This window comes from Photobacterium makurazakiensis (genome assembly GCF_050336715.1).
GTDB lineage: Bacteria > Pseudomonadota > Gammaproteobacteria > Enterobacterales > Vibrionaceae > Photobacterium > Photobacterium makurazakiensis.
The window spans coordinates 169,336-189,349 of sequence record NZ_JAKJSJ010000012.1; the positions used below are offsets into that span (position 1 = coordinate 169,336).

15 protein-coding genes are annotated in these 20,014 nt (G+C 45.8%); 13 read left to right on the forward strand and 2 right to left on the reverse strand.

Annotated elements, in window-relative coordinates:
• The 3 genes from L4D09_RS05360 to L4D09_RS05370 all read left to right on the forward strand — a co-directional run bounded on the left by L4D09_RS05360 (position 1) and on the right by L4D09_RS05370 (position 2,513).
• Positions 1 to 957: a cobalamin biosynthesis family protein gene (locus L4D09_RS05360; RefSeq protein WP_428456465.1), complete on the forward strand. Its 957-nt coding sequence runs from the start codon at positions 1 to 3 to the stop codon at positions 955 to 957.
• Positions 958 to 1,785, forward strand: coding sequence for a vitamin B12 ABC transporter substrate-binding protein BtuF (gene btuF / locus L4D09_RS05365; RefSeq protein ID WP_428456466.1), 828 nt, complete (start codon positions 958 to 960; stop codon positions 1,783 to 1,785).
• A gap of 116 nt (positions 1,786 to 1,901) precedes the next feature.
• Complete coding sequence (locus L4D09_RS05370) at positions 1,902 to 2,513, forward strand: TRIC cation channel family protein (RefSeq protein WP_428456467.1); 612 nt, start codon at positions 1,902 to 1,904, stop codon at positions 2,511 to 2,513.
• A gap of 59 nt (positions 2,514 to 2,572) precedes the next feature.
• On the opposite strand, the gene tyrS is transcribed toward L4D09_RS05370, so the two are convergent.
• Positions 2,573 to 3,760 carry a tyrosine--tRNA ligase gene (gene tyrS / locus L4D09_RS05375; RefSeq protein ID WP_428456468.1) on the reverse strand — a complete coding sequence of 396 codons (1,188 nt, stop codon included), beginning with the start codon at positions 3,758 to 3,760 and terminating at the stop codon, positions 2,573 to 2,575.
• A gap of 127 nt (positions 3,761 to 3,887) precedes the next feature.
• Here tyrS and shyC point away from each other — a divergent pair, with 127 nt between their 5' ends.
• Positions 3,888 to 5,207 carry a peptidoglycan DD-endopeptidase ShyC gene (gene shyC / locus L4D09_RS05380; protein ID WP_428456469.1) on the forward strand — a complete coding sequence of 440 codons (1,320 nt, stop codon included), beginning with the start codon at positions 3,888 to 3,890 and terminating at the stop codon, positions 5,205 to 5,207.
• A 109-nt stretch (positions 5,208 to 5,316) separates the two neighbouring features.
• On the opposite strand, the gene erpA is transcribed toward shyC, so the two are convergent.
• Positions 5,317 to 5,658, reverse strand: a complete 342-nt coding sequence (gene erpA, locus L4D09_RS05385) for an iron-sulfur cluster insertion protein ErpA (protein WP_428456470.1) — start codon at positions 5,656 to 5,658, stop codon at positions 5,317 to 5,319.
• A gap of 263 nt (positions 5,659 to 5,921) precedes the next feature.
• Between erpA and hemL the strand changes: the two genes are divergently transcribed.
• The 9 genes from hemL (at position 5,922) to L4D09_RS05430 (ending at position 20,006) form a co-directional block, all read left to right on the forward strand.
• Positions 5,922 to 7,217 carry a glutamate-1-semialdehyde 2,1-aminomutase gene (hemL, locus tag L4D09_RS05390; RefSeq protein ID WP_428456471.1) on the forward strand — a complete coding sequence of 432 codons (1,296 nt, stop codon included), beginning with the start codon at positions 5,922 to 5,924 and terminating at the stop codon, positions 7,215 to 7,217.
• Between the two features lie 449 nt (positions 7,218 to 7,666).
• Positions 7,667 to 8,752, forward strand: a complete 1,086-nt coding sequence (locus L4D09_RS05395) for an AI-2E family transporter (RefSeq protein WP_428456472.1) — start codon at positions 7,667 to 7,669, stop codon at positions 8,750 to 8,752.
• Positions 8,753 to 8,866: 114 nt separating this feature from the next.
• A complete protein-coding gene (gene rsmC / locus L4D09_RS05400) occupies positions 8,867 to 9,886 on the forward strand; it encodes a 16S rRNA (guanine(1207)-N(2))-methyltransferase RsmC (RefSeq protein ID WP_428456494.1) in 1,020 nt (339 codons plus the stop codon).
• Positions 9,887 to 10,184: 298 nt separating this feature from the next.
• A complete protein-coding gene (locus L4D09_RS05405; protein WP_428456473.1) occupies positions 10,185 to 13,565 on the forward strand; it encodes a response regulator in 3,381 nt (1,126 codons plus the stop codon).
• 617 nt (positions 13,566 to 14,182) lie between these two features.
• Complete coding sequence (locus tag L4D09_RS05410; protein ID WP_428456474.1) at positions 14,183 to 15,862, forward strand: ABC transporter substrate-binding protein; 1,680 nt, start codon at positions 14,183 to 14,185, stop codon at positions 15,860 to 15,862.
• A gap of 138 nt (positions 15,863 to 16,000) precedes the next feature.
• Complete coding sequence (locus L4D09_RS05415) at positions 16,001 to 16,987, forward strand: ABC transporter permease (protein ID WP_428456475.1); 987 nt, start codon at positions 16,001 to 16,003, stop codon at positions 16,985 to 16,987.
• A gap of 2 nt (positions 16,988 to 16,989) precedes the next feature.
• Positions 16,990 to 18,015 carry an ABC transporter permease gene (locus tag L4D09_RS05420; RefSeq protein ID WP_428456476.1) on the forward strand — a complete coding sequence of 342 codons (1,026 nt, stop codon included), beginning with the start codon at positions 16,990 to 16,992 and terminating at the stop codon, positions 18,013 to 18,015.
• Positions 18,015 to 18,986 carry an ABC transporter ATP-binding protein gene (locus tag L4D09_RS05425; protein WP_428456477.1) on the forward strand — a complete coding sequence of 324 codons (972 nt, stop codon included), beginning with the start codon at positions 18,015 to 18,017 and terminating at the stop codon, positions 18,984 to 18,986. The genes L4D09_RS05420 and L4D09_RS05425 overlap by 1 nt, the downstream gene beginning before the upstream one ends.
• Positions 18,987 to 19,010: 24 nt before the next feature.
• The gene (locus tag L4D09_RS05430; RefSeq protein WP_428456478.1) at positions 19,011 to 20,006 is read left to right on the forward strand and encodes an ABC transporter ATP-binding protein; all 996 of its coding nucleotides are present in this window, start codon (positions 19,011 to 19,013) and stop codon (positions 20,004 to 20,006) included.
• Positions 20,007 to 20,014: the final 8 nt, after the last annotated feature.

Below are 20,014 nucleotides of genomic sequence, written 5' to 3' on the forward strand. Positions count from 1 at the left end.
ATGACCGAAGCCATTGCACTACTCACCAGTAGCAGCGCCCTACTTGCACTATGGGGCGCGCTGGCCATGCAATGGCTTCTTCCTATTCCCCCCTTACTCCACCCAATCAATATTTGGCAGCAACTTGCAGCAGCCATCGCAAACAAAGTTAATAAGCCCGATGATTCGCCACGCCAACAGCAATTTTCCGGCCTACTCGCATGGAGCCTAATGTGGTTAACCATGCTTACCTTACTTATTTGCCTCTACCAATTGGTTTGGATAGATACTACTTTCCACCTTGTGCTGCTATGGCTCGCTCTTGAGTGGCGCAATACTGCAAAATTCAGCAAGCAATTTATTCGAGCTTACAGCCAAGAAAATAAAACGCTTTGCCGTCAGCTACTCACCCCTAAACTCAATAGAAACACTGACAGCTTATCGTTATTGGGGCTTGGTAAAGCAGGGGCCGAAACTCAGTTACTGGCCTATGGCCGCCTCGTCGCTGGTGTTTTATTCTGGTATGCCTTAGCGGGAGGGATTGGGGCAATCATGTACCGCCTCGCCGTTAGCTTGGCACGTGAGTGGTCACCTAGCCGTCAGCTGTTCCGCTCTTTCGGGCAACCTGCCGTCAAACTGCTCGCTATTTTTGACATTGTCCCCTTGCGCCTGTTTGCCTTGCTGATCAGTTTCGGCCGTAATGCGAAGGTCGCCTTACAAGGTCTTGCTCGCCAAGGGGAGAGTTGGCTATTACCCGGCCCTGGCTGGTTACTCGTTGCAACGGGTCACAAGCTTTCCTTGTCACTCGGCGGACCTGCGATTTATGATCAAACCAAAATGGAACGTCCGCGAATTGGTGGTAAAATTGCCCCTGCGGCTTTGCACCTCGCGCAGATCGATCAATTGACCAAAACACGCCTGATCATTTGGCTAATAATACAAAGTACACTACTCATTCTTTTTCAAGGAGTCCGCTAAGTGCGTCTCGCTGCTTTCTGTTTATTCGCTTTCACATTGACGCTTTCTCATAACGCAATGGCCGCCGCTCAGCGAGTGATTAGCTTATCACCACACACCACAGAATTGGCCTATGCCGCAGGCCTGGGCGATAAGCTTATCGCTGCCAGTGACTACAGTGATTATCCTGAACAGGCTAAAGCACTGGAGCGCGTTGCCAATTACCGGGGCATAAAAATGGAACGCATTGTTGCCCTTCAGCCCGATTTGATTTTGGCTTGGCAAGGTGGCAACCCAACCCGCGAAATGGCCCGCCTTGAACAACTCGGCTTTAAAGTATTTTATTCCAACCCGAAAACGCTAGACGATATTGCTTCTACCCTTGAAGATCTCGGACAATACGCCGATTCGCCTAAGCAAGCACAACAAACAGCCAATGAGTTTCGTACCCGGCTTAATGCATTACGACAAAACCACCAAACCCAGCGGCCAGTTAGCTATTTTTACCAATTAAGTGCCACGCCAATTATTACCGTTGCTGGTGACAGCTGGCCAAGCCAGGTTTTCACGTTATGTGGTGGTGAAAATATTTTTGCTGACAGTGCTGTGGCATACCCACAAGTCTCGGAAGAGCAAGTGCTCGTTAGGCAACCTGAAGTGATTTTTGGCACCCCACATGCTGATACCAAAGTCAGTATCTGGAACAAATGGCGACACCAACTTCCAGCCGTGCAAAAAGATCACCTTTTCACTCTGACTGCCGACTGGCTCAACCGCCCAACGCCACGCACAATTCTTGCCGTTGAGCAGGTCTGTGACTACCTTGATCTGGTTAGAGAAGCCTCGTAACAGGGTGTCAACATTCACTGTGAGTCGCCTCACAAAGCCGTATTAGCGAGTTGTACCGCTGATAATTCGTCGTACAATCTCACCGACTTTTTTACTCAGACCTTACAGGTAACCCAATGCTTATCTATATTCTCGATATGTTCGGCACGGCTGTCTTTGCCGCATCGGGTGTATTACTCGCAGGCCGTCTTCGTATGGACCCATTTGGTGTTGTCGTGTTGGCTAGCGTCACGGCAATTGGTGGTGGAACAATCCGTGATATGGCATTAGGTGCGACCCCTGTATTCTGGGTCACCGATCCTAACTATTTATGGGTGATTTTCATTACCTGCTTAATCAGCATGATTGCCATTCGTAAGCCCAAACAGATGCCTTGGTACTTTTTACCTGTTGCAGATGCCATCGGCTTAGCGGTCTTTGTGGCCATTGGTGTAGAGAAGGCTCTTCGTTTTGGCGCAACACCTATGGTTGCTGTTCTAATGGGAGTAATGACGGGTTGTGGCGGCGGGGTTATCCGTGATGTACTCGCCCGGGAGATTCCCATGGTACTGCGTACCGAAGTGTATGCGACAGCCTGTATCGTTGGTGGTATTGTCCATACAACTGCGTTATATATAAATGTCGATCCGAGCGTCGCGACACTTGCCGGGATCACTACTACCCTGACCATCCGACTAGCCGCAATCCGTTGGCACTTATCACTACCAACGTTCGCCTTACGTAACTAATTCAGGCTAGATAAACAACAAAGGCGCCCTAAAGGCGCCTTTTTTATATCACAGCCAAATTACTTCACTGTAATACGGGCAAACTTGCGCTTACCAACTTGGTAGACCGCAGTGCCAGCTGCAGGCACAAGCTTGGTATCTTCAATCTTGTTGCCATCAATCTTAGCGGCACCCTGGCGGATCATACGCATCGCGTCTGAGGTAGAGTTCACTAGACCAGCTTCTTTTAAGATATTACCGATTGCCAGACCAGCGTCGAATTCAAATTCTGGCATTTCTTCTGGCATTGCGCCTTTCTGGAAACGGTTAATGAATTCTTGCTCTGCCGCATCAGCATCAGCTTCTGAGTGGAAACGGGCAATGATTTCTTTCGCCAGCAAGATCTTCACATCACGTGGGTTCTTGCCGTTTGCCATGTCTGTTTTGAACTGCTCGATCTCTTCCAGAGGACGGAAAGACAGACATTCGAAGTAGTTCCACATCAGATCGTCAGAGATCGACATAATTTTACCAAACATCTCGTTCGGTACATCTGCAACACCAATGTAGTTGTGCGCAGACTTAGACATCTTCTTCACACCGTCAAGACCAACAAGCAGTGGCATTGTCAGTACAACCTGTGGCTTCTGACCATTGGCTTTTTGCAGCTCACGTCCCATCAGCAAGTTAAACTTCTGATCGGTACCGCCTAGCTCTACATCCGTTTCCATTGCAACAGAATCATAACCTTGAAGCAGTGGGTACATGAACTCATGGATCGCAATTGGACGGCCTTCGTTATAACGCTTTTTAAAGTCGTCACGTTCAAGCATGCGTGCAACGGTTTGATTCGCGGCAAGGCGGATCATGCCTTCTGCACCTAGCTCTGACAACCACGTTGAGTTGAACTCAATCTTGGTTTTCGCTGGATCAAGGATCTTGAACACTTGCTCTTTATACGTTTCTGCGTTGGCTAAAACATCTTCACGCGTCAATGGTGGGCGAGTTGTGTTCTTGCCAGTTGGGTCACCAACCATACCGGTAAAGTCACCGATCAAGAAGGTCACATCGTGGCCCAATTCTTGGAAAGTACGTAGCTTATTAAGAATGACAGTGTGGCCAAGGTGAATATCCGGCGCTGTTGGATCGGCACCCAATTTAATGCGTAATGGACGGTTTTCTTTTAGCTTGGCAATTAGCTCTTCTTCCGGAATCAGCTCATCCACACCGCGCTTAATCTCAGCTAATGCTTGTTCAATACTGGCCATTCTTGTTCGCTCCCACAGAATTGGCAAAAAAGTAATAATCGAACATCTTACTTGAATAGCGATGTTTTTTGAAACCAGTTAGACTACACGCTGTCTTATTTTTTCCGAATACGCAAAAAAATCGCTAATGCTAGTATCGAAACTCCGCCAATTACCCAAGATCCACCAGACACTCATTACAGTGATCAGTGCCTTTATGGTATTGCTACTACTTTGGCCGAGCTCGGAAAACACGGGGCATCCAGAACGTCGATTTGAAATTGGTAAGTTTTACCCTCTTGATATTGATTTCGAGACAACCCAACTCAGACCGATGGCGGAAGATGATATTCCCGCTATCCCCCCGCTAACTTGGAAAGAACACACCGTCAAATCAGGTGAAAGCTTAGCGGTTGTGTTTGATAAAGTAGGGTTATCACCCGGCACGCTATACCGTCTGGTAAATGCCGATGACGGCACAAAGTCCCTGACGAATTTACGCCCAGGCGATAAATTAAAATTTGGCTTTGACGAAGATAAGAACCTTGTTCAACTAACTCAGCCTCAAAGTGCAACGGATACGTTAGTGATCACCCGCACTACTGACGGTTTTTATTCAGAGCTAAAAAGTAAAAAAGTCGACACGCAGCTGAACTTTGCTCAAGCTGTGATTACCTCAAGTTTTTGGAATGCGGCTGATAAAGCGGGCCTAACCGCGAACCAAATCATGGAGATTGCAGGTATCTTCGGTTGGGATATCGACTTCGCCCTAGACATTCGTGCTGGCGATAGCTTCTCGGTTCTATTTGAAGAAAAATTCATTGAAGGTGAACCCGTTGGCAAAGGCAATATTATTGCCGCAACCTTTTCTAATCTCGGCCAGACATTTACAGCTATTCGTAGTGAAAGCGGTAAATACTATGACCAAGAAGGGATTGCCATGCGTAAAGCTTTTTTACGCTCCCCGATCAACTTCCGCTACGTTAGTTCTAACTTCAACCCTAACCGTCTTCACCCTGTGACAGGTCAAGTTCGAGCGCACCGTGGAACGGACTATGTCGCCCCGGTCGGTACGCCTATCTGGTCAGCGGGCGATGGTGTCGTCATGAAATCGGGTTACAACCAGTTTAATGGTAACTACGTCTTTATTCGTCATAGCTCAACCTATATCACTAAATACCTACACATGACTAAACGTTCGGTTAAAACTGGTCAACGTGTTAAGCAAGGGCAAACCGTTGGTACATTGGGCGGAACCGGTAGGGTTACAGGCCCTCACCTTCATTATGAATTCTTAGTAAATGGCGTGCACAAAAACCCACGCACAGTGAAGCTTCCTCAAGCGCAATCGCTAAAAGGAAAAGAAAAGACCCAGTTCAAACGCTATGCCAGCGAGCGAATGGCCCAACTCAATCAGTTTAGCCAGTTCATTGCCGATAATAGCCCGTTGCTGAATAATCGAAGCTAGGTAATCGAAGCTAGGTAATCGCTTAGCTTACCTCAGGTCGAGACCGCAGATATAAAAAAGCCGCGCCTTATTCAGGTGCGGCTTTTTTGTCGTAAAACGTTAAGTACGCTTATACGCTGAACGATGCACCACAACCACAGGTTGTTGTTGCATTCGGGTTATCTATAAAGAAGCGTGAGCCTTCCAGCCCTTCTGTATAGTCAACCGTGCCACCGATCAGGTATTGCAGACTCATTGGATCAACGACCAGCGTGACACCGCTTTTTTCAATTGTCGTATCACCTTCATTTACTTTTTCGTCGAAAGTAAAGCCGTACTGAAAACCACTACAACCACCACCGGTGATATAAACACGTAGTTTCAGCTCCGGGTTTTCTTCTTCGGCGATAAGCGTCTTCACTTTATTCGCTGCAACTTCAGAAAAATTCAGCGGCAAATTAGCATCGCTCATTAAAAAACCTCTCCAATACACTCGGTCATTATCGTGATTATCTAATACCTGACTATCTCGTTCAAGTATTGACCACCGATGATCGTCTCGTCAGGCACATTTTTCTTGTCTATTGCCGTTACAACCGTGAAGAACCCTTGAACTTTACGTATATCATCATCAATCCGTTACCCAGTTCACAAGGACATATTTGAAAGGCCAATAGACCCTAGGTACAATGCCGACAGTTCAAATCAGACCTTATTTGAAAACAGGACATCATAATGAGCAAGTCAGCAGACTTATTTGCCAAAGCACAAAAGACTATTCCGGGTGGTGTTAACTCACCAGTTCGTGCCTTCGCCGGCGTTGGCGGAAGCCCATTATTTATCGAGCGTGCAGACGGCGCGTACATCTTTGATGCTGATGGTAAGGCGTACATTGATTACGTTGGTTCATGGGGACCAATGATCTTGGGCCATAACCATGTTGCCATTCGTGATGCCGTGATCAAAGCCGCTCAACAAGGCCTTAGCTTCGGTGCACCAACAGAAATGGAAATCACCATGGCTGAGCTTGTGTCTCAACTTGTGCCATCAATGGAAATGGTACGCATGGTAAGCTCCGGAACTGAAGCAACCATGAGTGCTATCCGTTTAGCACGAGGCTTTACGAACCGCGATAAAATCATCAAATTTGAAGGTTGTTACCACGGCCATGCTGATTGCCTATTAGTTAAAGCTGGCTCAGGCGCATTAACACTTGGTCAGCCAAGCTCTCCAGGTGTTCCAGCAGACTTTGCTAAGCACACCCTAACTTGCACCTTCAATAACCTAGAGTCGGTTCGTGAAGCTTTTGCTGAACACCCTGAGCAAATTTCGTGCATTATCGTAGAACCAGTCGCTGGCAACATGAACTGCATTCCACCTGTACCTGGCTTCCTAGAAGGTCTACGTGAAATTTGTGACGAATTTGGCGCTTTATTGATTTTAGACGAAGTGATGACAGGTTTCCGTGTTTCACACGGCGGTGCTCAAGGCTACTACAACATCAAACCAGATCTTACCACGCTTGGTAAAGTGATCGGCGGTGGTATGCCTGTCGGTGCTTTCGGTGGCCGTCGTGAAGTCATGGAATACGTTGCGCCAACAGGCCCTGTATATCAAGCCGGTACATTATCTGGTAACCCAGTAGCAATGGCAGCAGGTCACGCTTGCCTAAGCGTGCTGACCAAAGAAGGTAATGAGCAACGTCTGGCAAATACCACCAAGCGCCTTGCTGATGGCTTCCAACACCTTGCAGACAAGTACGGTATTCCGTTGAATACAAACCAAGTCGGTGCGATGTTCGGTTTCTTCTTTACCGATCAAAGCAGTGTAACTTGCTATGGTGATGTCGCGAAGTGCGATATTGAACGCTTTAAACGCTTCTTTAATCTGATGTTGCAAAAAGGTATTTACCTTGCACCTTCAGCTTATGAGGCATGCTTCACTTCACTGGCACACGGTGATAAAGAAATTGAAGCGACACTTGAAGCCGCAGAGTTTGCATTTGCGACTCTAGCAAAAGAAGCAGCATAAGTAATAAGCTGGAATAGACAAAAATAATAATGCCGCTCAATGAGTGGCATTATTTTTTCAAGGTGCAACCTGTACCTTTTCTCTAAATACTATTGCCAGAAAAATAAAGCGGACACGGCAAGCAACACAATAATCACTACCGCCAAAGAAGGACGACGCTTTTTCTTCGTACCACAATCACAACACCCCATATCAATCCTTCACTCGTTATTAACCGCTTGCGACATCACCCTAAATCATCGAAGTATTTAACACTCTCATACGACATAAAATTCTGAACCAGTCGCCAACGGGTTACATTAATACACAGCAAGTTATTGCCTCTTTCTCGACGCGGTGCAATCATAGCAATAAAAGAAAACAACACCATAACGATGCCAGTTAAGCCTAAGCGATGCTTAACCAAAATAGTTTGCTAATCTAATTAGATCATTTGAAAGGATGTAATTGTGCCAAAAGAATTTAGAGTTGAATCTCGTCACTGGTTGCTTATAGGAGCCCTTGCTCTGGCCTCTTATGCCAGTTACACCCTTATTCAGCCTTATATCGGCTCAATCGTGATGGCCTTTATCATCTCTTTGCTCTACTACCCTGCACACCTTAAGGTCGAAAAGTGGATGCCAAGCTCACCAAATGCTGCATCGGTCATTTCATGTACCTTATTGACCTTTATGATTGTCATTCCGCTACTGGTCGTTTTCAGCTCCATTATTCACCAAGGCACGACCTTCTCGAAAGATAGCTATATTTGGCTGACATCAGGCGGTGTACAAGAGGTACTCTCTCACCCCTATGTCATTAAGCTATTTGCACTTATTGAAAAATACTCACCTTTTGAACCAGTAGACACTCAAATAATTGTTCAAAAAGTCGCAACAGCCGCGTCTAAATTCGGTGCTCAGCTACTCAATATCAGTGCGAAGATCCTTGGGGATGCAACCAACTTTGTAATTAATTTCATGCTGATGCTCTTTGTCTTATTTTTTCTACTGCGCGATCACAGCAAAATGGTGGCTGCCCTCCGTCACGTTTTACCACTATCGCGTACCCAAGAAGATGCTGTGTTAAATGAAGTTGAGGAAGTGGCAAAGTCTGCCGTGCTCGGCTCACTACTTACGGCCTTGGCTCAAGGTTTTGCCGGGGGCTTTGCCATGTGGATGGCAGGCTTCCCAGGGCTATTCTGGGGCTCGATGATGGCCTTTGCCTCTTTAATTCCAGTAGTCGGTACTGCGCTGATTTGGTTACCGGCCAGTATTTACCTACTATTGATCGGTAAATGGGAGTGGGCACTTTTCCTTGCGACTTGGGGAGCTGTCGTTGTAGGCTCTATCGATAACTTCCTGCGGCCATTACTCATGCAAGGCAGCTCGGGTATGAGTACATTATTAATATTCTTCTCAATTCTGGGCGGGCTTCATGTCTTTGGTTTAATCGGCCTGGTCTACGGTCCAATCATTTTTGCCGTCACACTGGTGCTGTTTAAATTGTATGAAGTCGAATTTAAAGACTTCCTCGATCAACAAGATTTACGCTAAATACAAATAATGCAGGTAGACCAAGCCTTCTCAATGCTGGGTCTGCCTTTTCTTATTCTGTAATTTATGGAACAATTCGCGCCCGATATCCATGCACCCATTTTTGAGGCCGTTATGTCTTACTCTGCTGCTAGCCAAGTCGTCGCCCGCCAGTTAGAATTTTTTGAAAATCGAAAAGTACTGGTCGCCGGTGAACTGTCTGACTCATTCCCTATCGAGCTCGCCAATACCGCTAGCTCTGTGACAGTTTTTACGACTAACTATGGTTACTTTCGCAGTCTGTCAGGCCGTTCAAAAGTTCAAGCTTACTTCGGTGCCGAATTCACCGAGCAAGTAGATATCGACATGATCCTGCTATATTGGCCAAAAGCCAAAGCTGAAGCTGATTATTTACTTTCGATGTTATTAGCCAAGTTTGGTCCGCAAACTGAAATTTGTATCGTTGGTGAAAACCGCAGCGGTGTACGCAGCGCAGAGAAGATGTTTAGCAACTATGGTCCATTGACCAAATACGACTCAGCACGTCGCTGTAGCTTTTATTGGGGACGCTGTGAACACGCAGCATCGCCTTTCAATCTTAATGACTGGTACCGCAGTTACCCACTATCAGTGGCGAATACCGAATTAACGATCCGCTCATTGCCTGGGGTATTTAGCCACGGCGAGTTTGATAAAGGATCAGAGTTACTGCTTGAAACTCTGCCTAAGTTATCAGGAAAAGTACTCGATTTCGGTTGTGGTGCAGGCGTTATTGGCGCGGTGATGAAAGCAAAAAACCCCAATATAACCCTTGAGCTATGTGACATCAGTGCTCTCGCTATTGAGTCCGCAAAAGAAACCTTCCGGGTGAATCAGCTAGAAGCGAACTTTACTGCAACGGATGTATATGCGGCATTATCGGGCCCGTACAATTACCTGATCAGCAACCCGCCTTTCCATGCCGGGCTAAAAACATTCTATGCTGCAACAGAAGACTTCATTGCTCAAGCGCCTAACCATTTGGCTCACAACGGAAAGTTGATTATTGTTGCAAATAGCTTCTTACGTTACCCACCATTAATCGAAGCAAGTTTAGGCCACTGTGAAGTCAGTGCTAAGAGCAATAAATTCAATATTTACACTGCGCAAAAATAAAGACATAAAGCCGGGCTCTGTACCGGCTCTTTATTCTGCCATGACCAATTATGAGCGTAATCCAGCCCTTTACTGAGGTAAATTACGTCAATTCTGTGTGTCGGCACACGCTTCCCTATACACTTCCTTGCCTCCGCGAAAAAACCAAGTATAACGATCGGTTAAGGTGATATTAGCCGATTAGCAAGACGTCAATACCGTTAAATCCCTCGGCAAAACATCACTGAAAACAATTTAACTTTCTTAATTATCATTTAGTTAAATAAACCTTACACCATAGGTAATTTCAGGCTCCGGAATGCAGAAAACGACCCGTTTCAAGCGCCTCCAGCATACGCTTATGTTGGCCTTTTTAATGCTCAGTATCACTCCCCTGACACTGTCCGCTTTATTTTTTCTAAATTCTCATACGACCGATTTAGCGGAACAAAGTACTAACCATTTAGCTTCACTGCTGGATAATAAACAAAAGCAACTAAATAGCTTTTTTGCCGCTAGAGAATCTGAAGTACAAAGTTTTGCCCGATCTGAATTGGCTAATGCCAGTGGTGGCCGATTCTATGGTTTAGTCGGTGCCTATCACCAATTAGGCGACATCAATACCCAAATTAGTAACACCAGTCGTAGTACCTACTACACCAAAACACTTACTCGAAAACTAAATATCGACCAAAGCTCAGGTAGCTATGTTGGACACGAACGCTATCGCTTAATGTATAAACGCTACAATTGGGCTTACGATGAATATCTTAAACGCTCCAGCTTCAAAGATATATTACTGGTTGATTTAAAAGGTAATGTTGTTTACGCGGCAAACAGCCCAGATTCCTTTAGTGTGGATCTTGAACAACCCCCTGAAGCATACGCGGCATTAGCCGAGACGTTCCAAGCAATAAAAGAAAAAACCCAGCAGTCCCTGAAGGAACCAGAGCAAGTACCTGTGGTATTTACCGATTTTGTCGAAGAGTCGGGAAGCACTGAATTGTCGGCATGGTTTGCAGCTCCAATCATTCAACAAGGCTACCTCCATAGCTATGTATTCTTTAAGCTAAGCAACAAATCAATTCGAGAGTTCCTCTCTGATACCGGTAATTCCAGCTACTATGTTCAGACATTACTGGTCGGTCAGGATCACCTCTCTCGCTTACCCATAGTAGACAATGCACCAACCACACTAACGAGCAGCAGCATCGATAGTGCCCTAGCAGGCAACAGCGGCGTGGGTAGTTTTACCAACTTCAACGGGATCCCTGTCCTCAGTGCCTTTGCACCGATGAATATCATGGGCACCCCTTGGGCTTTAGTGGTGGAATTACCAGAAGAAGAAGCCTTCGCTCGTATTCGTCAACTAGAAAAAATCTTCTTGATCGCAATGTTCACCGCAATTGTCTTAGTGATTATTGCCTCTCATTGGCTATCCAATTCAATTACTGCCCCATTGCTACGGTTAACTTGGGCCGCAGAGCGAGCTTCTGCCGGTGATTTAGAACAAAAAATTGAAAGTACAGAAAGAAGTGATGAAATAGGACGGCTCGCGACCAGTTTTTCCCGGATGCAATCATCAATAAGAGATAAGATCAGCTTAATCCGAGAGCAAAACACCGAGTTAGAGCAAAATCTTCAAGTTATTCAGCAGCAAAACAAAGATTTGCAAACAGCCGATAAACTTAAAGATGAATTCCTTGCTACCACCTCTCACGAGCTTCGTACGCCACTCCATGGCATGGTGGGTATAGCCGAATCCCTACTTGCTGGCGCCAACGGACCCGTGCAAAATTCCCAACGTCGCCAACTTGAGATCATGATCAGTAGTGGCCAACGGCTGACTAACTTAGTCGATGATCTACTTGATTACCATAAAATGCGCTATGGCAACATGGACATCCAAAAACAAGCTGTAGACGTTGCTTCTGCAGCGCGTTTAGTTCTGGAGCTTTCAAGCCACCTGCTCGGCAGTAAACCAGTCAGGATCATCAATCAGATTCCAAATGACTTACCCCTTGTCCTCGGTGATGAACAGCGCCTTGAGCAAGTACTGTACAACCTTGTTGGTAATGCAATTAAGTACACCTCTGAAGGGAAAATTATCCTTTCCGCAACCATTTTAGAAAACCAGCTTAGAATTCAAGTTGTCGATACCGGTCAAGGGATCCCAACAGAACAACTGGAACATATCTTTGAACCTTTAACTCAGGCAAGTGGTTCAAATTATCGCCAAGGGGCTGGTCTGGGGCTATCAATCAGTCGCCAGTTAATCGAGTTAATGGGTGGGCGATTGTATGTCAGCAGCCAGCCTATGATAGGAACAACCTTTAGCTTTACCATTAACCTCGCGTCAGACAATGATATTGCTAGTAGCCAACTAACAAACCGAAATAAGCATTTTCAGGCACCTCTCGCCGATACCATGGTGTGCGAGCCTGAAGATATCCCTGAAAATCCGGACGGTGAGTTACTGCTAATTGTTGATGACGAACCCGTTAATTTGCAGGTTTTAAACAACTTCTTACGCCTAGAGGGCTACCGAGTTGTCACAGCAGAAAGCGGGCCGCAAGCGTTAAAAATCATCGAAGAACAACCACCAGCCTTGATGCTGCTTGATATCATGATGCCAGAGATGTCAGGTTATGAGGTCTGTGAATACTTACGAAAGCAATATAGCTTGCTCGACTTACCTATTATCATGCTTTCAGCACTTGGCCAAGTTCAAGATAGAGTCAGAGGGTTTGAGTCTGGTGCGAACGATTACTTAACAAAACCGTTCAATAAAGAAGAACTTAATGCCCGTATCAATGCGCACTTGAAAGCGAGCCAAACAGAAAAGCAACGTAATGAAAATCAACGTTTAGCCGAGGAAATAGGCCGAAGGGTACAAGTAGAAGCTGGGCTTATCGAAACACAAAGCCGCCTACTGGGCTTATTAGAATCGACTAACGAAGCAATCCTTTGTGTACAAAGTGGTGGGCGTATTCGCTACGCAAATGGCGCTGCAGGTAAACTGTTTAAACGCGCACCTGAGCACATTGAACGCCACAATATCGAAGATATTTTAGCGACACATTTACCCGAAGATATCAGTAATAGTCATCACTTCCACGGTAATTTAATGTTCCGTATCGGAGACCAGCTTACCCCTCTCGATACTGATGTGATAAACCTTCCGGAAGAGTCTGGCCTATTAAGAATGTTTATTTTTGATAACCACGGCCCAACCGAGCAGCATCGTATTAGACTATTAGAAAATGCTGTTGAGGTCATATCAGGCTTTGCTTTCGATGGTGACAAAGGCAACTTAGATAAACTCAGAACCCTTGGCGATGAGTTTAGTCACCTCGCTGACAAACTAGATGATAAAGGGAAAGACAAGCACGATACGCTACGTGAGCTACTGGTTGAGATAATGAAAGCAACGCTGAAGCTTTGGGAGGTTTCGTCTAAGAAAACGAAGTTCGAGTTAGCCGAAGAAAGCGGCCTATGGCGCGTGTACCTTGATCGTAGCACGCTACAAACGCGTACCTTAGACAAGTATTTACACCTTGAAACCTTGCCAAAAACGCCACGCTGGCGCACAGTCTTAAGCACGATAGACTTTGTGCTAGACCGCTGCCATACCCCTTTAAATGAACGAGAGCAGCTCTGTACGATGAAGGCACAACTCCAGCACTTAATTCATCAATAGAGACTTGCTAGCCTTACTAGCCCACCTTAATGGTGGGCTTTTTCATGCCTCAAATTATCCATAAAATATCGGTTAAAAACCGACAATCGCACTGAGAAAATCTGTGTAAAATAACCGCATAAGTCGATAAATAGTGGCGGTTTATACCTCAATGAGGAAAATGTTTTAGTTTATGAGACAACTATCACAACAAATCCACGCCTAAAAATTTCCGCAGGGAATTAACCACGAAATCCCCCCGCATTACATCACAGTTTCATATTCAGACAATTAAAACACCACTAGGTAATGGCTATTTCGATAGTGTTTACTAACATGCGAAATGTAACGGAAGGTAGGTTTCATGACACTCCTCACAACCAAGCAAGTGTGCAGTGCGAGATCACAGTCGTTAATTAACGTTTTTTACGAGAGTGGCAAGCATTTTAACGTTTTTAACGGATTGCCAGATTGACCTAATTGTTAATCCGGAGTTTCCTTAAGGCATTGAGAGCCTACAAGGCCATTCGTTCAGATCGCTTTACTCATATCTAAACGAAGTAGGTTCCAAACTCCCTCGTAAGTTGCGAGGGCTCTTTTCAATAAGTGAAACTAAAAGCAAAGAGTAAGGAACAGCTATGCTTGCCAATATAAAGAAAACTCATTTAGCAATGGCAGTTATTGCCGCAGCAGCTTCAGCACTGACAGCACCCGTTGTCTCAGCAGCAGAGCGCAGCGAGCTAACAATTGTGCCTCAGTTCTACCCTACAATGGTGCGCAACTTTAACCCATTTTTAGACACCAGCCTGCACACAACAACTGAGTTCATTTACGAGCCATTGGTTATCTTTAACCAAATGCATGGTAATGAGCCAGTAATGCGTTTAGCTAAAGACTATTACATGTCTGATGACCTAATGCAGGTTACGTTTGAATTGCGTGATGGCCTTAAGTGGTCTGATGGCGAAGCACTGACGGCAGAAGATATTGCATACACCATCGAGCTACTTCAGAAACAACCTGAGCTTGACCGTACTGGTGTAAATAAGTGGGTTAAATCAGTTAAGACTAAAGGTAACAAGGTTATCTTCACTCTAACTGAAGCGACATCAAATGCGCCATTTGAGATTACGAAAGTATCTTTTGTTCCGAAACACATCTGGAGCAAAGTGAAAAACCCAGAAGCTTTTGCTAACGAAAACCCTGTAGGTTCTGGTGCATTTACAACTATCGACACTTTCACTCCACAACTTTACACGCAGTGTCAAAACCCGAACTATTGGGATAAAGACAACCTAGATGTAGATTGTCTTCGTTTACCGCAAATCGCAGGTAACGACCAGTTACTGGCTAAAGTTATCAACTCAGAGCTTGATTGGACTTCATCGTTCATTCCTGACATTGATAGCACTTACGCAGCAGCAAATCCAAACCACAAGTATTGGTACCCTGCGGCAGGCACACAATCATTCCTTCTGAACTACAAGTCGCCAAATAAAGGCAATAACGAAGCAATCAACAACGTTGATTTCCGTCGTGCGTTCTCTATGGCTATTGACCGTCAGACAATCATTGATATTGCTTTCTATGGTAACGGTTCACCAAACCATTACGCTTCAGGTCTAGGTGACGCACATAAGAGCTGGTCAAACCCTGAAGTCTATAACAAGTACAAAGACTTCAACACTTACAGTGTGGATAATGCAAAAGCATTGCTGAAAAAAGCCGGCTTTAAAGACACCAATGGTGATGGTTTTGTAGAAACCCCATCTGGCGAAAAAATTGTCTTTGATATCATTTCTCCAAATGGCTGGACTGATTTCAATAACACCGTACAGCTTGGTGTAGAACAGCTTCAAGATGTTGGTATCAACGCAAGAGCTCGTACACCTGACTTCGCGGTTTACAACAAAGCGATGCAAGATGGTACTTATGATGTAGCTTATACCAACTACTTCCTTGGTGCCGATCCTCATACTTACTGGAATGATGGCTACAACTCAGCACTTCAAGAAGGTGAAGGTAAACCTCGTTTCGCCATGCACCACTTCAAGAGCGCGCAGCTAGACAAACTTCTAAACAGCTTCTACAAAACAGCTGACCGTGATGAGCAGTTAGAAATTGCCCATAGCATTCAGAAGATCATCGCTGAAAATCAAATCACGATTCCTGTTACAACTGGTGCGTTTAACTTCCAGTACAACACAACTCGTTTTGACGGTTGGTGGAATGAGAACAACCCTAAAGGCCGCCCAATGGTATGGGCTGGTGTTCAGGAGCGTCTACTTCAGGTACTTGACCTAAAACCAAAAGCTTAATTTCTGTTTAACTTGCGGTGTGCGTCTTGCGCACCGCGTATTCCCCCCTCCCACTGTAGTTTATGGCGCCAGTCGTCAGGGGGTTTTTTGTCCTGAATCCAGCTCCGGGAATGTTGCTGGTATGGAAAGGTGTGAGTTATGGGTTTCTTTCTACGACGTTTATCGTTTTATTTCATAGCGTTCCTCGTGGCCGCTACGATCAACTTTATAATACCGCGGGCTATGCCTGGTGACCCCGTTACCATGATGTTTGCCAACGCAACGATTCAAGTTACGCCTGAGCGTATTGCCGCTATGACCAAGCTATTAGGCTTTGTCGATGGACCGTTATACGAGCAATACTTTACTTATCTTAAAAGTATCTTCAGCTGGAACTTAGGGATCTCTATTCAGACCTACCCACAAACAGTAAATACCATGCTAGGTAACGCTGTTGGTTGGTCACTGTTTCTAGCCGGTACTGCAGTTATCCTTTCGTTCTGCATTGGCTCGGTTCTAGGTATTTTTGCAGCATGGAAACGCGGCAGCAAATACGATGCCTTTATTTCACCTGCAATGCTGGTTATTCAAGCTGTTCCCGCTGTCGTTACCGCGATGATTGCGCTTTATACCTTTGCGGTCAGCCTTAAATGGTTCCCGAGTGGTTACGCATATACCGCCGGTAACGTTGCCGACTGGAGCAGTTGGGCGTTCTACAAAGATGTCGCTTATCATGCTGTACTGCCTTTGGTGTGTGCCACTATCATCCAAATTGGTGGCTTCCTGATCAGCATGCGTAACAACATGATCAACCTGCTAAATGAAGACTACATTACCATGGCTAAAGGTAAGGGGCTGAGTGAGAATCGCGTGGTCTTTAACTATGCTGCTCGCAACGCCATGTTGCCAAGTGTCACCGCCCTTTCCATGGCTCTTGGTATGGCTATCGGTGGTCAGCTTATCATCGAGATCATCTTTAACTACCCAGGCCTTGGCACTGTGCTGCTTAATGCAATCAACGCCCGTGATTACCAAGTATTACAAGGCCAATTACTGATCATGACCTTGTTCATGCTGTTCTTTAACTTCCTTGCTGACTTACTCATTGTTGCCTTGGATCCTCGCCTACGTAAGGGAGGTAAATAATCATGAAAGCACTATTCAAATTATTATCGAATAATGGCAAGGCGATGGTCGGCCTTATTATTATCACCACCTTTATTCTGGGCGCCATATTTGCCCCAGTGATCACCAAACACGCACCAGATCGTAAAACGGGTAACCCACACGAATACCCTGCGTTTGTCGTAAAAGCAGCGCAAAACAACCCAGATGGTTGGGTTGCAGAAAACCTAGCAGATAACCGCCGTACTTTGCTTATGTCGAAAGATGCGGATCATGTTTTAGGCACATCTCGCATGGGCCGCGATATCTGGTCGCAAGTTGTTTACGGCACACGCACCTCACTCGCAGTTGGTTTTGGTGCAGGTATTGTAGTGTGCTTCTTAGCGACAATCATTGGGGTATCAGCCGGATACTTCGGCGGCCGAGTTGATGATGTGCTGACAGCGGCAATGAATATCATGCTGGTTATACCGCAGTTCCCGCTCCTATTTGTGATAGCAGCCTTTATCGGGCAAGCAGGGCCTCTCACCATCGCCATTGTAATAGGGGTCACCTCCTGGGCATGGGGGGCACGAGTAGTACGGGCGCAGACGCTATCTCTTAGAGAAAAAGAGTTCGTTAAAGCTGCTGAGGTACTGGGTGAATCATCATGGCGCATCATCTTTGTTGAAATATTGCCAAACCTCGTCTCTATCGTCGGCGCAAGTTTCATTGGCTCAGTCATGCTCGCCATCATGACAGAAGCAACACTGTCATTCCTTGGCCTTGGTGACGCTAGCACTATTAGCTGGGGCGTCATGCTTAACAATGTTCGTACATCTTCATCAATGCTTGTTGGCGCTTGGTGGGAACTTTTAGCACCATGTATTGCTTTGATTTTCATTGCAATTGGCCTTGCCTTACTTAACTTTGCCGTTGATGAAATCGCTAACCCACAGCTTCGCTCTCATAAAGGTATGCGTCGCTGGCAGAACATGGCAAAGAAAAACCAAGCACAAGAAAAAGCTGTTGTTGACGCACAGCCAGCCCTTGAAGGGGGAGAAAAATAATGACCAATCCACAAATCTCCATTCGCAACCTATGTGTTGACTACATTACAGAATCAGGTGACGTTCGAGCCGTAAACAACGTTAGCTTTGATATCGGAAAAGGTGAAGTTTTTGGCCTAGCTGGAGAGTCTGGCTGCGGAAAATCTACCGTTGCTATGGCACTAATGCGCCTGCATAAGCCACCAGCATTCATTACTGGTGGAGAAGTCATCTTCGACGGCCACGGTGATATCTTGAAATACAGCGACTCGCAAATGACAGCCTTCCGCTGGAGTGAGATTTCGATGGTATTTCAGAGTGCAATGAATGCACTTAACCCAGTACTTACCATAGAAGAGCAGTTCTGTGACGTGATCATGCGTCATACCAACTTTAGCCGTGAGCAGGCGGTTCGTCGTGCAGAGGGCCTGCTGGAAATTGTCGATATTCACCCTAATAGACTGCGTGACTATCCGCACCAGTTCTCTGGTGGTATGCGCCAACGATTAGTTATCGCTATTGCACTCGCGCTTAACCCAAAAATGATCATCATGGATGAGCCTACCACGGCACTGGATGTAGTGGTTCAGCGAGAAATTCTTCAGAAAATTTATGCACTGAAAGAAGAGTTTGGCTTCTCGATTTTATTCATTACCCATGACTTATCACTGATGGTCGAGTTCTCTGACCGTATCGGCATCATGTACTCCGGTGAGCTAGTTGAAGTCGCGCCATCAAAACAAATACTAGAAACTCCGTTCCACCCCTATACCGAAGGGTTGGGTAGCTCGTTCCCGCCATTAACAGGGCCAAAAACCCGCTTAACTGGGATCCCAGGCAACCCGCTGAACTTATTAGAAGTGCCAACAGGTTGTCGCTTTCAGGCTCGCTGTAGCAAGACGCATGACGCTTGTTTCACTAAAGCAACGCAGTTACGTCAACTAGAACCGAGCCGTTTAAGCAACTGCCACCTATTCAACAAGAGCAGTTAATAAAGAGAAGAATTAGGAGGCATTATGAGCAAACCATTAGGACAACCAATTATCGAAGGGAAGAATCTGGTTAAAGATTTCCCTGTAAGCAGCAACTCCATTAAAAAGTCACTGATGCGAGCAATCAATGACGTGTCATTCAAGATGTATAAAAGCCGTGGGCTCGCGGTTGTCGGTGAATCGGGGTCGGGTAAATCAACCACCGCCAAAATGATCGCTAAAATGTATGCCCCAACCAGTGGCCACATTGAGTATTTTGGCCGCGATATTGCGACGATTAAAAAAAAGAACGATCTCATGCAATACCGCCAAGGCGTTCAAATGGTATGGCAAGACCCGTTTGGCTCACTAAACCCAACACATACGATCTTTCACCATATTGCGCGCCCATTACTGATCCACAACAAGGTCACTAAAGGCAACAAGAAAGAATTAGAAGAAATGGTGTATAGCCTACTTGATCAGGTGGGCTTGATCCCACCGAAAGAGACAGCGGCTAAATACCCTCACCAGCTTTCCGGTGGTCAACGTCAGCGCGTTAACCTTGCACGTAACATTGCCGTTGGTGCCGAGGTTGTACTCGCCGATGAACCAACATCCATGCTTGATGTTTCAATCCGAGCAGGTGTTCTCAACCTCATGGAAGAAATGAAATTCGAGCGTGAAATGGCATTGCTATACATCACACACGATATAGCGACGGCGCGTTACATTGCAGAAGATCTTGCCGTGATGTATGTCGGTCATATGGTTGAATGGGGCGATACGGAAGAGATCATCCACGATCCCCAGCACCCATACACCCAGTTATTAGTGTCTGCCGTTCCCGATCCGAGCAAATCAATCCATGAAAAACTAAAAGGTAACAAAGGGGAAATCCCTCTTTGGACGCCAGATAGCCTTGGTTGCCCATTTGCAGGCCGATGCACCCACGCTACAGACAAGTGTCGTGAACAGCTACCGGGGATAACCCAGCTGTCTGACAACCACTTTGTCCGTTGCTATTTATACGAAAACTGATCGGAGGA

Excerpts from the sequence above, each read along its gene's own strand:
- L4D09_RS05420 (WP_428456476.1), top strand. The coding sequence starts at position 16,990 with ATGAAAGCACTATTCAAATTATTATCGAATAATGGCAAGGCGATGGTC.
- tyrS (WP_428456468.1), bottom strand. The coding sequence starts at position 3,760 with ATGGCCAGTATTGAACAAGCATTAGCTGAGATTAAGCGCGGTGTGGAT.
- L4D09_RS05360 (WP_428456465.1), top strand. The coding sequence starts at position 1 with ATGACCGAAGCCATTGCACTACTCACCAGTAGCAGCGCCCTACTTGCA.
- L4D09_RS05410 (WP_428456474.1), top strand. The coding sequence starts at position 14,183 with ATGCTTGCCAATATAAAGAAAACTCATTTAGCAATGGCAGTTATTGCC.
- L4D09_RS05415 (WP_428456475.1), top strand. The coding sequence starts at position 16,001 with ATGGGTTTCTTTCTACGACGTTTATCGTTTTATTTCATAGCGTTCCTC.
- hemL (WP_428456471.1), top strand. The coding sequence starts at position 5,922 with ATGAGCAAGTCAGCAGACTTATTTGCCAAAGCACAAAAGACTATTCCG.
- L4D09_RS05430 (WP_428456478.1), top strand. The coding sequence starts at position 19,011 with ATGAGCAAACCATTAGGACAACCAATTATCGAAGGGAAGAATCTGGTT.
- erpA (WP_428456470.1), bottom strand. The coding sequence starts at position 5,658 with ATGAGCGATGCTAATTTGCCGCTGAATTTTTCTGAAGTTGCAGCGAAT.
- L4D09_RS05370 (WP_428456467.1), top strand. The coding sequence starts at position 1,902 with ATGCTTATCTATATTCTCGATATGTTCGGCACGGCTGTCTTTGCCGCA.
- L4D09_RS05405 (WP_428456473.1), top strand. The coding sequence starts at position 10,185 with ATGCAGAAAACGACCCGTTTCAAGCGCCTCCAGCATACGCTTATGTTG.
- shyC (WP_428456469.1), top strand. The coding sequence starts at position 3,888 with ATGCTAGTATCGAAACTCCGCCAATTACCCAAGATCCACCAGACACTC.
- rsmC (WP_428456494.1), top strand. The coding sequence starts at position 8,867 with ATGTCTTACTCTGCTGCTAGCCAAGTCGTCGCCCGCCAGTTAGAATTT.
- L4D09_RS05425 (WP_428456477.1), top strand. The coding sequence starts at position 18,015 with ATGACCAATCCACAAATCTCCATTCGCAACCTATGTGTTGACTACATT.